Source organism: Paenibacillus sp. 23TSA30-6 (assembly GCF_014858585.1).
In the GTDB taxonomy this organism is placed as follows: domain Bacteria; phylum Bacillota; class Bacilli; order Paenibacillales; family Paenibacillaceae; genus Paenibacillus.
This window is the reverse complement of record NZ_SLTL01000011.1, coordinates 1-15,351: the sequence shown is the minus strand read 5'-3', so window position 1 is coordinate 15,351 and position 15,351 is coordinate 1. Positions and strand designations below refer to the sequence as shown.

The window sequence follows — 15,351 nt, the reverse complement described above, 5'->3', positions numbered from 1 at the left end:
ACTTTTTTTATTTCTTTAGTTCCGACAGTACATCTCCGATGCGAAATTCAAAGGCCATTTTCAACTGATCACTCATCAAATGCCAGGCGCTCTCGGCTAGGGCGAGATCACCGCTATGTGTAAAGGCATGGGCAGCGCCCATATATTTTTTATAGGTCACGGGTACATCCGCTTCAATCAGCCGTTTGGCGTATAACTCGGCTTCGTCGGCCAAGGAGTCCAGCTCGGCGGTTATAATCAGTGCAGGTGGAAGATTATGTAGTGATTCTGCATAAACAGGCGAAACCAACGGGTTTCGTGCCTCATCCGACGTGTGCAAATAGCTGTCATTAAAAATTTTTGCGATACGCGGCGGAATCGCCTGCTCGAATTGAGGCTTCAGCTTCGGATCAGTGGCGATATCCAGAGGAGGATAATCCAGCACCTGATATACGATGGGAAATTCCTTGCGATCCCGGGCCATTAGACAAATCGCTGCGGCAAGGTTTCCGCCCGCACTATGTCCTCCGACGGCAATGAGCTGGGGATTGACGTTCAGTACATCAGGATGCTTGTACAACCATTTGGTAACATCATAGCTCTCCTGTAACGGAATAGGGAATTTATGCTCCGGGGCCAAGCGGTAATCGACATTAACGACGACACAATTGGCACGTTCGGCAATGACCGGGCACCAGGCATCATCCATTTCTGCACTGCCCATCACAAAGCCGCTACCATGAAAATTGACGAATACAGGCAGTGGGTCGCCAGTCCGGTTGGCAGGCTCATATACAAGTACCCTGGAGTCACCTACAGAAGTAGGGATGATTCGTTCCTCCCGGTGCACCTTCGGAGAATGAGATGGCTTGAAATCAGACGCCGCCACCATTCTGCCAGCGGATATACGCGCAAGCTTCACGAACAGCCTTTGTTTCAGTCTTCGCACCATTTTTCTTCTCCCTCCCTGGGATCAGTTAGACGCGAACCTTTTACATCTTCAAATGCAGACCGTACGCGTGACAGATAGGTTTCAAACTGGCAGATTTCCGACTCGCTAAAGTCCGACAACAGGCGTGAGGCCAGTCCTATGAAAAAAGGGTCCATTTGATTGATCTTGCCTCTTCCTTTATCGTTCAGAGAAACAAAGATGCCACGCTTGTCATTCGGATCATCGTATTTGTTAATGTAGCCATCTTGTTCAAGGGAAATGACCATGGAACTGATCGCTGCCCGGCTTACACCCATCTTCTCAGCCAATGCAGAAGGGGATGACATTTCGTCTCTTTGCGCAGAAAGCACACAAAGTGCTATATATTGCCCATAGGAGAGCCCGAATTCACGTGAACGTTTCTCCATGCCTTTACGAATTTCATACGTTATAGAAAATAGCTCTACCAAAACACCAATCGGTTTATTGCCACCTGGAAACAGATTATAGGCCAGTTGACGAATTTCGGAGTCCAAGAAAAAGAACATGCGATCCACCTCGATGTAGTTAATTAGTTAACTGTAATTTAATTAACCACTGGTTGCAATGATTTATACAAACTTTATTCCGCTTTTTTCAATATATCTGCACAACTTATCATGACCAAGGTCCAATGCACTGCCCTGCGTCCTGATTTACAAAAGCCTGTATAGAGGGCTGGCGGAGGGTACGCCCTTCCTGCCATCGCCACTCACTGTATTGAATCTTGGCGGTATACATAGGCTGTACCCATATTGCATCCCGATGACGTTCCGGCTCATTGACAAAAGGCCGCGCTGAAATGGTATGCGGTCTCAGTCGCTCCGTAAGCTGACGCCAGTCCTCTCGCGTAAGCTTCCCTGTGCCTGCATGTCCAATGTAGCGCAGCCTTCCTTGCTTGTCGTACAGCCCCAGCAACACAGCATTGATGACACCTCCGTTTAAAGTGTAGCCTCCAATGACAGCGATGCTATCGCCGTAATTCTTGACCTTAACCCATCGCCCATCCTTCCCGCCAAATGTGTAAGGACTGTCCAAACGTTTGCATACCATACCTTCCATCCCTTCGCTGCGCATCACCTGAAACAGAGCTTGTCCATCAGGATGTGCAGGCGCCAGTTGAACCCGTTCATTCGGCAGGATGACCTGATGTAATAATTCGAGCCTTTCTACCAATGGTTTGCGGTGAACCCATACGCCATTCAGATACACGATATCAAATAGCATATATGTAGCGGGCACAGCTTTATAAGCCGCTTGAATCCGATCCGTTCTGCGAATCAGGTCGCGTCGCATAATCTCATGGAACGAGGGCTTCCCATCGGCTCCCAGTGCGATCATTTCCCCATCCAGAATTATCGATTCAGCCTGGCAATATGAGGGGAATGAAGCGAGTTCAGGATATAAAAGCGTTCGTTCATGCTGCTTCCGGTTAAACAGACGTGTGCTATCCTGATTGTGATATGTCAAAATTCTCGTGCCATCCCATTTTATTTCGTACCGCCACAGGCCCTCCGTAGGGATTTGTTCACTTTGCACAGGTTCAAACGGGATAACGGGTTTCATTTCCGAACGCAAATACAACACCTCGCCTCGCCTTTTTGGAATAAGGATAGTGTCGACGACAGGCTTCTTTTTATGTATGAGATGTTTCGTTGGACCTCAAATCGGGGAATGATAAGGATATCTAATCGTCGGCAGAAAGGGGCTCGGTTTCATGAGACAAATTCGCGAGGAGGACCATGCGGTAGTCATGGTGGATGATGGACAGGTGGTTGCGGAAGTAGGCTATAAATCCATAGATGACCATTCCTTGGTCATTGACCATACATTTGTATCCGAAAAGCTGCGGGGGCAAAAGATCGGCAAGGAGCTGATTGACAAAGTCGTGCAAATGGCGAGGGATCAGCATAAAAAGGTCGTTCCCGCTTGCTCGTACGCACTGGCCCTGTTCAAGCGTCATCAAGAATATAGTGACGTCTGGCAGCAGTAAACAAGGGGAACGCTCGCGCCACAAGTGCATAAACACCATAACATCGGGACAGGTATTCAGGCCTTCCCGGTGTTTTTTTTGCGTGTATAAAGCCCCTGAAATGGCCGTATTCTATTATTGATATGTTAAGAAAATGGTTATTCTAAGATGCTAAAGCACATTTTCAAATCTTCGGCTGTGAAATTGTTCATACTGTTGTCACTTCACAGGCCGTCCTCAGGTTCTATATAATATAGTATGGTTATTATCACAACCGAAAACGAAAAGTTTGAATTTAAACGAAGGAGACGCTCATTATGAATAAAGCGAGTGAGGACAAGCAGTACGTTCCAACGAGCAAACGTAATTTCACAGCCTTGATTATCACCGTTTCCATCATAGCCAACGTGATTATTTTGCTGCTGTTCTTTTCGCCGATTGGATACCAGGGTAGTGTTAGCTTCGATATCACCATTTTCCCGAGGTTGAATGCGATTTTTAACAGTTTCACGTTTATTTTTCTGGTGGCGGCGTTGGTTGCCATTATCAAGAAGAACGTCAAAGTGCATAAAACATTTGTTTTACTGGCCTTCGCCAGCACTGTTTTATTTTTATTTTCCTACCTGACCTTCCACTATATTTCGCCGGACACTGCAAAATTTGGCGGGGTGGGTATTATTCGGCCGATTTACTTTACGTTGCTGATTTCACACAGCATACTGGCTGCCATTATCGTACCACTAGCCCTGTTCACAGTTGTGTGGGGATGGACGATGCAGGTGGCAAAACACCGTAAAATTGCACGCTGGACCATGCCGATCTGGTTGTATGTCAGCTTGACCGGGGTACTCGTGTACGTATTCATGGCCCCGTATTATTAAATAGACTTGAACCTTCAACAGGTTCAATGATCAAAAAGACGTCTCTGCTAACGGAGGCGTCTTTTTGATGCCTAATAAAAGAAAAATTATTCCTTCTGAATTTATTTTATTGAAAAAACGTTCCTTCTCTAACGGTATTTCTGCTATAATTTGCCTTAATCAACTAAGAATAAGGGGGTCACCATGTGACGAAGAAAGCGAAAGGCAGGTTACGGTTGCTTGTTTCCATGCTTGTGCTGGTTGTGCTGCTAAGCAGTTGCGGCGGCGGAGGCTCAAACCCGAACAACGTAAACGGAGGAAAAGTGACACTGCAATTTTGGACCATTGCGCTACAGCCTACATTCACCCCGTATTTCAATCGGGTGATTGCCGATTATGAGGAGAAGAATCCCAATGTCAAAATTGACTGGAAGGATTACCCTTATGACGCAGTGACCAACAAGCTGTTGACGAGTATCGCTAGCGGCAGCAGTCCGGATGTGGTAAATCTCAATACGGAATTTGCCAGCCAAATGGGCTCCAAGGGTGCTGTAGTGGATATGAATGAGCATTTGTCTCCGGAGGAAAAGGCCGCATATTTCGAGGGTATTTATAATTCTACCGTTATTAATGGCAAGGCTTACGCACTACCCTGGTATACCGGCACGGAAGTGCTCTACATGAATACGAAGCTGGTAAAGGCTGCCGGATTAGACCCTGCCCATCCGCCCAAAACGCGGGCGGAACTGTCTGAGTGGGGCCGCCAGATCAATAGAAAAATTGGCAAAGCAGGCTATGTGCAGCAGCTTGTATCCAAGCTTTTTGCCATAGACGGGATTCCGATTTTGAATAAAGAAAAGACAGCAGCGGCGTTCAATACACCGGAAGCGGTAACCATGATTGATAATCTTAAAAAGCAGATGGAAGATGGTGTCGTGCTCAAAGAGGACGCTGATTTTTCACAGCAAGTGAAATATTATGCGGGTGAACAGGTTGCTTTCGAGCTGGCAGGCCCGACGTTCATCAACTTTATCAAAACGGCTGCGCCGGACGTATACAAGAACACCATCGCCGTTCCTGTACCTACAGGTAAAGCCGATGTACGGTTATCCAACTCCATGGATCTGGTCGTACCGACCAAGTCTGCACATGTGAGTGAAGCGGTGAAGTTTGCTGTTTTCCTGACAAATGCAGAGAGCCAGACGGCTTTTTCCAAAGCGGCCAATACGTTGCCTTCCACGAAGGATTCCATTAAAGATCCCTACTTCACACAGTCGGACAAATCGCTGGAAGCACAAGCGAAAGTGGTATCCGCGCAAAGTTTGGATAAGGCGACAGACTACATGGTCGGTGTGCCTAATGCCAAGGACGTGAACAGCGCTGTCACGCGTGCTTTTCAAAATATTTTATTGAACGGAACGGACACGAAACAGACGCTTACTACCTTGGAGCAGGAAGTGAATGATATTTTAAAGCAATAGGTACAGCAGGGGAGTCATATCAAGACTCTCCTGTTCATTTATCAAAATCGGGTGGTGATGCAGCATGATCAAATGGTTGAGGTCGGAATCCTTTACGGCCTGGGCCTTTATGACGCCGGGACTGTTATTGCTTGCCGTCTTTGTATTTTGGCCTATTATTTACAGCATTCCGCTGGCATTGACGGATTACTCCGTCATATCGGATACCCATTATGTCGGTCTGGATAATTTCGAGGCAGCGTTTAAGGACCGCAATTTTCTCATTTCAATCTGGAACTCATTAGTATACGTGCTCATTGTTCCCTTTCTCCAAATTTTCTCCATCCTGATGGCCGTGCTGGTGAACAGCCGTATACCCGGAATTAAAATATTTCGTACGACCTACTACATTCCTGTTGTAACTTCGATGGTAGCCGTGGCCTTGATTTGGCGCTGGTTGCTTGGCAATAACAGCGTTGTGAACTATTTGCTTATACAGGCAGGCTTGATCAGTAAGGACATTCACTGGCTGTCGGACAGTTCTTTGGCCTTGTATGTACTCATGTTCATCACGATGTGGAAGGGACTCGGGTATTATATGATGCTCTATCTGGCTGGTTTGCAGAACATTCCACAAGACCTGTACGAAGCCGCCAGAGTGGATGGAGCAAGCCGCTGGCGGCTGATCGTCCATATTACCCTCCCGTTATTAAGACCCTATATTCTGTTCTGCACCCTCATATCGCTCATGGCGGCTATTCGTGTGTTCGATGAGGTGTATGTACTGACCAAGGGCGGGCCGGGAACAGCCACGCTGACCTCCAGCTTGTATATTTTCCAAAAAGGGATGGAGCAGTTTAACTTTGGTTATGCTTCGGCGCTTGGTTTAATTGTCGGTGCAGTGATTGGGGTGCTCAGTATTATCGTATTCCGATTCAATAGGAAAGGCGGTGTCAATCCCTATTGATGAATCTACAGGATGACAAAATGCTACAGTCGCCCCTTCCGAAAAATGAAAATAGCCGCATCATGCGCAACCTGGGGCGAGTTGTAAGGATGACGGTGATCTATGTACTGCTGGTGCTGCTCGCTCTCTTTTTAATGGGACCGTTCCTATGGCTGCTCAGCGTATCGCTCATGCCGGGCCGCAACATTTTCTCCACGCCGCCCGCCATTTTCCCGACCTTTATTGATTTTGATAATTATGTTCAGGTGTGGCAGTTTATGAACTTTCCGAAGTATATGCTGAACACGGTGATCATTACGGCACTTGGCGTTATTTTTAATGTGGTGCTCGCCAGTCTGACGGGATATCCCTTGGCTGTATTTCGTTTTAAGGGTAAAAATCTGGTGTTCACGCTACTGATTGCCACCATGATTATTCCTTCATATACGTCGTTCATCGTACATTACCTGACCATTCAGGGGCTTCATCTGGGCAATACGTATTTGGGTGTGGTGCTGCCTGGAGCTGTCTCTGTGTTCAACATTTTTCTGATGCGGCAGACGTTTATCCATATTCCTACCGATGTGCGTGATTCCGGTAAAATGGACGGCGCTTCGGAATTCCGAATTTGGTGGCAGCTGGTGCTACCGCTGGTGAAGCCAGCGCTCGCCGTCATTTCTTTGCTGGAGGCTATGTCGTTCTGGAACAGTTTCCTGTGGCCTATCGTTATTCTGAACGACACGGAGTTATACCCGCTGGCGGCTGCGCTGACGTATCTCAATGGTCAATTTGCCTATAACTTTGGCTGGATTGCAGCGGGCACGATGATTTCGGTACTGCCGATCATTATCTTGTTCCTGTTCACACAGCGCTATTATATGGAAGGCTTGGCGGGTGCAGTAAAAGGATAGACGGAAATATCGGATACGGACGATCCGTGAATGGAAGGGGAGACGGTTACGATGGAGCTGGCGAAAGGAACGCGGCCCAATTCCCGTGTGGGGCTAACAACGCAGGAGACTCAATATTATTTTGGTGATGTGTATGACAGTGGAGAAAAGCTGGTTATACCCGAACCGCGTTTGATTTGCGAGCTGTCCTCCCGCTTCGGGATGAATCAGGAATATGAAGGCGTTCTGGACCCTGACGGGCCGATCAAGCTGATCTTGCCTCCGGGACCGGGTGTACCGACCGAAACACGGGGAAGCGTGCAACTGGTACTGGAGTACGATGGAGCGCTCGTTGCAGACGGCTACCGTTTGGAGATTCACAAGGAAGGTCGAATTGAAATCCATGCTGCTAATAAAAGAGGGCTTAAGTACGGCATGGATGCCCTGTATTTGCTGCTTCAAGTCGAACAGGAGCGATGCACACTGCCAGTAGTGTCTATTCGCGATGAGCCTTCTTTTCCGGTCAGAGGGATTATTGAAGGCTTTTACGGAGAACCATGGAGCCTGGCGGATCGGCTGGATGCCGTCCGTTTTATGGCTGCGCATCGGATGAACACATTCATGTATGCTCCCAAGGATGACCCGTATCACCGGGAGCTATGGCGGGAGCCGTACCCGGAAGACACGTTTGCGCAGATTAGCGATTTAAAGGAAACCTGCGATCAGCATGAGGTGGATTTTCATTACTGCATCAGTCCGGGGAACGACCTGAGCTTTGGCAGCGATGAAGATTTCCTCAGTTTGACGGAAAAGCTGGCGGCTGTGATTGCCATTGGTGTGCGCCATTTTTCCATATTAATGGATGATATTGATTATGTGTTAAAAGGAGAAAATCGACATTTGCTGGGCCGCTCGGGCCACGCTCATGTCTTTTTGACGAACAAGGTGCATACATGGCTGACAGAGCGGCTACCTGAATTTACGCTGACAGTCTGTCCTTCGGAATATTGGTCGTATTGGGATACCGAATACAAAAAGGATTTCCGTGAGCGGCTGCACCCGGAGATTAAGGTGTTCTGGACCGGATACTTTGTGTTTGCTCCGCATATCGGTCGGAAGCACGCTGCCGATAATCATGCGTTCTTTGGGCATGAACTGTGGCTGTGGGATAACATTCCGGTGAATGATTGTGACCGTGACCGCTTATTCCTCGATCCGCTGCGCGGGCGGTATTCCGGGCTTCCAGACTGCGGACATACCGGTATGGTAGCCAACCCGATGAATCAGTGGGAATGCTCCAAAGTGACGCTCATTACGATGTCCCACTATATGTGGAACAGTGAGCGGTACATGCCTGAACTCTCTTGGGCTTGGGCTGTGCGGGAGTTAGCGGGAGCGCGCGCGGAGGAACTGATGTTTTTCTGCCGTCAAAACAGGAACAGCCGACTGGGCGGCAGCACGTATGAGGACGTGGACCTTGCTTTGCAATTGCGCGATATCCCGGCGCTGGATATGTACTTTGAGCGGCTACTCCAAGCCGTGAGCGTCCTGCGCCAAGTACCCGCCGATGATCTGGCGGCAGGCTTCGTAGCACAGGCCGCGCCGTGGCTGGAACGCGCCGAGCTGGACGCTGATCTGTGGCGTACGCTGCGCCAAGCTGTGGTCAGCAGCGAGCGGCAGAGCGGTACGCAGGCAGAGGAGAGCATTACGCCGCAGGAAGTGGTTGGCAGGCAATGGCCTGTGCTCCTGACGGACGAAGTCGTGGTGGAACTCCGGCGCTGTATCACTGCCTGTCTGGAGACAGAGGCTCGGCTCGGCAGTGATCCGGCGATCCGTGCAGCCGAGCGGTGGGGCTACGTCGGTCAGGATGAACAAGGCAAGTATCGACTGATCTTGTGAGCATTTGCTGATGATCAAGAAACCAAGGCAGCATAGCTGCCCTGAAAATAACCATTTGCCGTTAGGATAACGGTAATTTTCAGGAGAGGTGGAGCGTATGGTAAAGCCAAACACTCGTGTGCTTTTTGTGCCGCTGGATGAGCGGCCCTGTAATTATGAATTTCCTCATTTACTGGCGCAGGGCACAGATTTGGAAATCGAGCGTCCCCCTATGGAATGGATGGGACAAAAGAAAATCCCCGGTGATACGACCCAACTGTGGGCTTGGCTAGAAGAGCGTGCGACGAGAGCGGATGGAGCTATTATTGCGATGGATACGCTGCTGTACGGCGGAATCGTACCGTCCCGGTTGCATGGAATGACAAGTGAGCAGGTCGGTGACAAGGTGAATCGACTTCGCAGGCTCAAGCGGCTTTATCCGCAGATGACCTTATATGCTTTTCAACTGATTATGCGTTGTCCGCAATATTCTTTGGCTGACGAAGAACCGGATTACTACGCCGATTGGGGACGCGAGATATTCAGGAAGGGCTTTATTGAGCATCGTCAGGAACTGGGAATTGCTACCGCAGAGGAGCTTCTTGAATTATCCGACATCAACGAACGTCTGCCTGTAGAGATACTGGAGGATTACCTGGGCCGTCGCCGTGTGAATCTGGAAGCCAATGAAGCCGCACTGGAGCTGGTAGCAGAGGGTATCATTGATTTTATGATCATTCCACAAGATGATTCTGCTCCCTACGGCTATACCGCTAAGGATCAGCAGCGGCTAAGAAATCGTATTTCCGATCTTGGGCTGGATTTGAGTGTGTACATGTACCCGGGGGCAGACGAAGTGGGCTGTACGCTGCTGGCGCGGTGGGTGAACCAGGCGAAGAATGCTGTGCCGCTTGTCTATCCAAGGCTGTCCGCTTTGCAGGGAGCATTCGTGATTCCGCTTTTTGAGGATCGTTATTTTTATGAAACGTTAAAATATCAGATTATGGCGGCAGGCGGATTGATCGCTTCTTCAGCGGCAGAGGCTGATTTGATTTTGTTGGCTAACACGCCCGGAGACACGATGGCAGAAGCATCATCTCAACAGCGTGCAATGGCCGGATATGATGTATACCGAAACGTGGTGGAGCTGGTTGAATACGGCGCCCATATGCTGCGACATACAGGTAAAAACATTGCAGTGGCTGATGTAGGCTATGCCAACGGAGCTGATCTTAAGCTGCTTAGACTTTTGAAGCAAAAAGGGCTGCTTTTTGAGCTGGCAGGTTATGCCGGCTGGAACACCAGCTCCAATACGCTGGGAACCGTCATTGCCCAGTCCATGCTGTATAGCCACTACGGGCCTACAACAGAGCATCTGGATTTTCTGGCGTTGCGTTACGCCGAAGATGCATGTTATTGCGCTGTGGTGCGTACCGCCATGAATAATGGAATTGTGGAACAAATGGGCTTCAACAAGCTTATGCTCGATGGACAGAGAGGTTCGGTTGCTGCGGTCATTCGCGGACGACTGGAGCAGGCGCTCGACGAATATGTAAACGGGCCGGAGGGCCACGTGGAAATTACAGATTGCTATATGCCGTGGAACCGCACCTTTGAAGTCGGATTGACCGTACGGCACCATGTCGAAGAGAGAGGGTGATCCCAATGGGAATGGAAGCTGTATTATCAAAAGTTCAGCATGGCCTGATCGTATCCTGTCAGGCGCTACCCGATGAACCGCTGCACGGATCGGATTCCATGGTCAAAATGGCACGCGCCGCTCAGCAGGGCGGAGCCGTGGCCATTCGCGCCAATGGCGCAGCAGATGTGCGTGCGATCAAACAGGCGCTTTCCCTGCCAGTCATCGGTCTGATCAAGCGGGATTATGATGATTCCGATATTTACATTACGCCCACCCTCCGAGAGATGGAGGAACTGGTGGACGCGGGCGCGGATATCATCGCCCTGGATGCTACATCGCGTCCGCGCCCAGGGGGATGCAGGCTGAAGCAGCTCATAGATTACGCCCACGGCCATGGAGTGGCTTCCATGGCGGATATATCCACACTGGAGGAGGCGCTTCATGCCGCTTCCCTCGGTATAAGCTGCGTATCCACAACGTTATCTGGTTATACGCCCTACTCTGCTCAGATCGATGGACCCGATCTGGAGTTGGTCCGGAGAGCGTCGGAGTTGGTTCCCGTGCCTTTAATTGCGGAGGGCAAAATCCATGAGCCTGCGCAGGTGGAAGAAGCATTCCGGCTGGGAGCATATGCAGTGGTTGTAGGCTCGGCGATTACCAGACCCCAATTAATTACGCAGCGGTTTGCCGATGCAGCAAGGAAGGCAGTGAAATGCATCTATGGAGATGAACGACCGAATTAATACGTACTTTCCTTCATTAACAAAATCGGAACAAAAGGTCGCTTTATGCGTACTGGAGCGCCCGGCAGATATCATATATTTCTCCGTGACGGAGTTAGCTGATTTTGCAGGTACAGGCGAGACGACCGTCATGCGCTTTTGCCGGAAAATCGGTTTTAAAGGTTATCAGGATTTCCGACTGTCCCTGGCGCAAAACCAGACTTATCGCAAAACCGATACGGGTGGGGAAAACACCGACCCGGACAACGAACATGATATTACCCGCATGGTGTATCACAATATGCTCGATATTTTGCACTCTAGTATGGGACTGCTGGACCGTTCAGAGCTTGGGCGTGCGATAGCGTGTCTCGAACAGGCAGGCTATGTTCAATTTTTTGGTGTAGGTGCTTCGGGAATTTCCGCGCAGGATGCCAAAAACCGTTTCTTACGAATCGGGCGGCGTGCCGAAGCCGTGGCAGACGGACATATTCAGTCGATGATGGCGGTGTCCATGAAGCCCGGAGATGTGGCTATTGGTATCAGTGTTTCGGGAAGTACGCTGGATACGAACGACATGCTGCACAAAGCCAAGCAAAACGGCGCGACCATTATCGCGATCACCAATTATGCAAAATCGCCCATCACCTCCATTGCGGATATCGTGCTGCTCACCGCAGGTAAGGAAGCTCCGATCGAGGGCGGTTCGATTGGAGCCAAAATCTCGCAGCTATTCGTCATTGACCTCATCTGCGAAGGACTTGCTCGCAAGTACACGAGTCATACCAAACTGATGAAGGAAAAAACAGCGAGGGCGGTCATTGAACGAAGCTATTGAGGTTTTAAAGCGGAGAACTGGTCTATTAGGCTGTGTCCTATCGTTAGTTATTGTTGTGGTATATGACTTGCTATTATAGAAGCTTTACGTAAAAGAGCGTGTTTGTAGATATCGTTTGGCAACAAGGAGGACGCTGTAGTGGCAGATGCTGTGAACAGAGTCATAGGGATCGATATTGGAGGTACATCGGTGAAGGCAGCCGTAGTGGCACGGGATGGTGCGGTGCTGGATGAAATCCGGCTGGATACGGATGCTTCTCGCGGGCGTGATTGGGTACTCTCACGGGTATCAGAAGCTGTGGAAGGACTGAAACGCTCCTTGAGAGACATCAGCACCATTGGCAATAACGACATCGGCGCTCTAGGGATTGCTACGGCTGGCAGAGTAAACGTGGAGAGCGGTGAAGTCGTGTATGCCACGGATAATCTCCCCGGCTGGCAAGGTACACACTTGGTAACATGGGCGAGGGAGAATCTCGCCTTACGTGCTGTTGCTGACAATGATGCGAACGCCGCTTTGCTAGGAGAAGCATGGCAGGGAGCGGGGAGGGGCAAGCGACGCTTGGTCATGCTCACCTTGGGAACAGGCGTCGGTGGCGCATATATGGAAGATGGTTTGTTGTGCCGAGGGGCTCATTGGAGCGGCGGCGATTGGGGGCATAGTATTTTATTCCCAAGAGGCCTTCCTTGCAATTGTGGAAAAAAGGGCTGCGCCGAGCAGTATGTATCAGGTAGCGCACTGTTACGCCGGGGCAGAGAACACACAGGTAAACAGTATCGATCGGGAATTGAGATCATGAAGGAGGCTGTTCGCAGTCACCCGGAGGCGCTTCAGGTACTGGACGATTACACCGCAGATTTAGCCGTACTTCTGGCCAATATCTCGGTCACCCTTGATCCCGAGGCTATTATCGTAGGCGGAGGGGTAGCAGACGCGGGAGAAGTCTGGTGGCCCTTGCTGGAAAAGCATCTACAACAGCTGGGAGTCGGAACGGAAGTAAACCGGGCGTTACTGGGTAATCGCGCTGGCATCATTGGTGCGGCACGGCTTGCTTTTGAACTAACGGATTCCTAGAACAAGCATGAGAGGGGAACGAACCATGACGCAAAATCGGCTTGATACCGACATTGTAGTGATTGGCGGAGGTCTGGGAGGAACATCGGCAGCTCTTGCGGCAGCGAAGGCTGGCATGAGAGTCATCGTAACGGAGGAGACGGACTGGTTGGGAGGACAGTTGACTTCACAGGCCGTCCCCCCGGATGAGCATCGATGGATCGAACAGTTTGGCTGCACAGCAACATACCGTGAGTTCCGTAATCGTGTGCGTGACTATTACCGTCAGAACTATCCTTTAACGGAAGAAGCCCAAAATGACCCGATTCTTAATCCCGGTAACGGTTGGGTAAGCCGTCTGGCTCATGAGCCACGAGTTGCTCTGCGGGTGCTTGAGGATATGCTTGCTCCCTATTTGAATACGGGGCGTGTTCGTGTATATTACCACACCGTGCCCGTAGCTGCTCAAACGGATGGAGACTGCATTTCTTCCGTAACTGTTCGTACCTCGGATAGCCTTGATGATGGGTGTGGGGTGATGGTGCTGCGCGGAACGTTTTATTTGGATGCCACAGAGTGCGGAGATCTTCTTCCGCTGGCGGGGGTGGAGCATACGAGTGGAGCAGAGTCGCGGGATGATACAGGTGAACCTCATGCGCTGGATTGCGCTGACCCTATGGATATGCAATCCATCACACATGTGGCAGCCGTGGATTACATTCCGCATGGAAGCTTCATTATAAAGCGACCGCTACAATACGATTTTTGGAGGAATTATATTCCTTCCTTTTCCCGTTTCCCGATTTTGAGTTGGTTTGCTACGGATGCGGATGATACCAGTAAACTAAAACAGTTCACTTTGTTTCCTAACGATCAGGGCATTGTATCTCTGTGGGATTACCGTCGCATTGTGGACCCTTCTATATGGAGTAAACCGTTAAATGATGGAGAGGTAACTCTTTTAAACTGGGCGCAAAATGATTATTACCTCGGTCCGTTAATCGGTGTTACCGCTCAGGAGCAGGAAAGACATAGAGAAGGCGCACGTGAATTGACCCGTTCTTTAATCTATTGGCTCCAGACCGAAGCACCCCGGTTAGATGGAGGATTCGGTTATCCGGGCATTCGGCCTCGTGGAGATTTCCTTGGTACCTCAGATGGTCTGGCTAAAACCCCCTATATTCGCGAATCGCGCCGAATTCGAGCGAAGTATACGATATCAGAGTTCGATGTAAGTCGTGAGCTTCGTGGAACGGATGGGTCCAAACGATACGCGGACAGCGTAGGTGTAGGCAGCTATCATTTGGACCTCCATCCGACCACTGTATCTCAGCGGACATTTTACATTCCTAATTACCCTTATGAAATTCCGTTAGGCTCCCTTATTCCGGTAAGAGTGCGTAATCTGCTTCCCGCCTGTAAAAATATAGGGATGACTCAAATCGCAAATGGTTGCTATCGGCTGCACCCCACGGAGTGGAATATAGGTGAATCAGCGGGTAGTCTGGCGGCTTATTGTGTCTCCAACGGAGTATTCCCGATAGAAGTCAGCGAATCGGCAGAGCATCTGGGGCATTTTCAAAGCAGGCTTCTTTGCCAAGGTGTGGAGTTACACTGGCCTGCGGAAGTATTTGAACCCGAAGGAGTTACCAGCTAAAACGTGAGGGGCTATTGCCCCTTGGCTGACTTTGATAAGGCCAAAAGATGATTTTAATAAGTAATAAAAAAGTACTTGCTAAGTTACTTGGATATATGATATATTATTTTAGCTGACAACAAAACAGCCGTTTCAAAAATGAAAAGCTTGGTTAAAATAATCTTTATAAAAGAAGAAAAAATAAAGCTTGCATTTCTGAAACGCACATGATATGATCTTATAGCTGCTGAAAAAGACAGCGAAAAAGAAATGTTTGATCTTTGAAAACTGAACAACGAGTGAGTAAATGATTTTGTTCGCAAAATCAACCACGAAGATCTCGGTGCATACCGCAAGGTTGTATGAAATCGGAGTGTAAAAGAGATATTTTATCTCGTCAGTTTCAAAATGAGCACATCGCTCTTTCTATATACCAACTTCGGTTGGTCTTTAATGGAGAGTTTGATCCTGGCTCAGGACGAACGCTGGCGGCGTGCCTAATACA

Annotated in this window: 14 protein-coding genes; 11 read left to right on the top strand and 3 right to left on the bottom strand. The window is 49.5% G+C overall.

Annotation, left to right across the window (positions count from 1 at the left end; all coding sequences use genetic code 11):
• Nucleotides 1-7: 7 nt before the first annotated feature.
• From E0698_RS12175 to E0698_RS12165, 3 genes are all read right to left on the bottom strand, one after another.
• Entirely contained in the window at nt 8-931 is a 924-nt protein-coding gene (locus E0698_RS12175; protein ID WP_192511726.1) for an alpha/beta hydrolase, read from the bottom strand.
• On the bottom strand, nt 916-1,458 hold the full coding sequence (locus E0698_RS12170) for a MarR family winged helix-turn-helix transcriptional regulator (protein WP_192511725.1): 543 nt from the start codon (nt 1,456-1,458) through the stop codon (nt 916-918). Before E0698_RS12170 ends, E0698_RS12175 begins: the two co-directional genes overlap by 16 nt.
• Nucleotides 1,459-1,567: 109 nt before the next feature.
• Complete coding sequence (locus E0698_RS12165; RefSeq protein WP_192511724.1) at nt 1,568-2,527, bottom strand: ATP-dependent DNA ligase; 960 nt, start codon at nt 2,525-2,527, stop codon at nt 1,568-1,570.
• A 139-nt stretch (nt 2,528-2,666) separates the two neighbouring features.
• Here E0698_RS12165 and E0698_RS12160 point away from each other — a divergent pair, with 139 nt between their 5' ends.
• The 11 genes from E0698_RS12160 (at nt 2,667) to E0698_RS12110 (ending at nt 14,867) form a co-directional block, all read left to right on the top strand.
• The gene (locus tag E0698_RS12160; RefSeq protein ID WP_134911509.1) at nt 2,667-2,942 is read left to right on the top strand and encodes a GNAT family N-acetyltransferase; all 276 of its coding nucleotides are present in this window, start codon (nt 2,667-2,669) and stop codon (nt 2,940-2,942) included.
• A 296-nt stretch (nt 2,943-3,238) separates the two neighbouring features.
• Nucleotides 3,239-3,802 carry a DUF420 domain-containing protein gene (locus E0698_RS12155; RefSeq protein ID WP_044646496.1) on the top strand — a complete coding sequence of 188 codons (564 nt, stop codon included), beginning with the start codon at nt 3,239-3,241 and terminating at the stop codon, nt 3,800-3,802.
• A gap of 185 nt (nt 3,803-3,987) precedes the next feature.
• On the top strand, nt 3,988-5,262 hold the full coding sequence (locus E0698_RS12150; protein ID WP_192511723.1) for an extracellular solute-binding protein: 1,275 nt from the start codon (nt 3,988-3,990) through the stop codon (nt 5,260-5,262).
• A gap of 64 nt (nt 5,263-5,326) precedes the next feature.
• On the top strand, nt 5,327-6,208 hold the full coding sequence (locus tag E0698_RS12145; protein WP_192511722.1) for a carbohydrate ABC transporter permease: 882 nt from the start codon (nt 5,327-5,329) through the stop codon (nt 6,206-6,208).
• Nucleotides 6,208-7,098 (top strand): carbohydrate ABC transporter permease, encoded by an 891-nt coding sequence (locus E0698_RS12140; protein WP_192511721.1) that lies wholly within the window; start codon nt 6,208-6,210, stop codon nt 7,096-7,098. Before E0698_RS12145 ends, E0698_RS12140 begins: the two co-directional genes overlap by 1 nt.
• 51 nt (nt 7,099-7,149) lie before the next feature.
• Nucleotides 7,150-8,976: a beta-N-acetylglucosaminidase domain-containing protein gene (locus tag E0698_RS12135; RefSeq protein WP_192511814.1), complete on the top strand. Its 1,827-nt coding sequence runs from the start codon at nt 7,150-7,152 to the stop codon at nt 8,974-8,976.
• A gap of 97 nt (nt 8,977-9,073) precedes the next feature.
• Complete coding sequence (locus tag E0698_RS12130; protein ID WP_192511720.1) at nt 9,074-10,615, top strand: DUF4127 family protein; 1,542 nt, start codon at nt 9,074-9,076, stop codon at nt 10,613-10,615.
• 5 nt (nt 10,616-10,620) lie between these two features.
• Complete coding sequence (locus E0698_RS12125; RefSeq protein ID WP_044646501.1) at nt 10,621-11,340, top strand: N-acetylmannosamine-6-phosphate 2-epimerase; 720 nt, start codon at nt 10,621-10,623, stop codon at nt 11,338-11,340.
• Complete coding sequence (locus tag E0698_RS12120) at nt 11,318-12,157, top strand: MurR/RpiR family transcriptional regulator (protein ID WP_134911503.1); 840 nt, start codon at nt 11,318-11,320, stop codon at nt 12,155-12,157. The genes E0698_RS12125 and E0698_RS12120 overlap by 23 nt, the downstream gene beginning before the upstream one ends.
• 138 nt (nt 12,158-12,295) lie before the next feature.
• On the top strand, nt 12,296-13,231 hold the full coding sequence (locus E0698_RS12115) for an ROK family protein (protein WP_192511719.1): 936 nt from the start codon (nt 12,296-12,298) through the stop codon (nt 13,229-13,231).
• A gap of 25 nt (nt 13,232-13,256) precedes the next feature.
• Nucleotides 13,257-14,867: an FAD-dependent oxidoreductase gene (locus tag E0698_RS12110; protein WP_192511718.1), complete on the top strand. Its 1,611-nt coding sequence runs from the start codon at nt 13,257-13,259 to the stop codon at nt 14,865-14,867.
• Nucleotides 14,868-15,351: the final 484 nt, after the last annotated feature.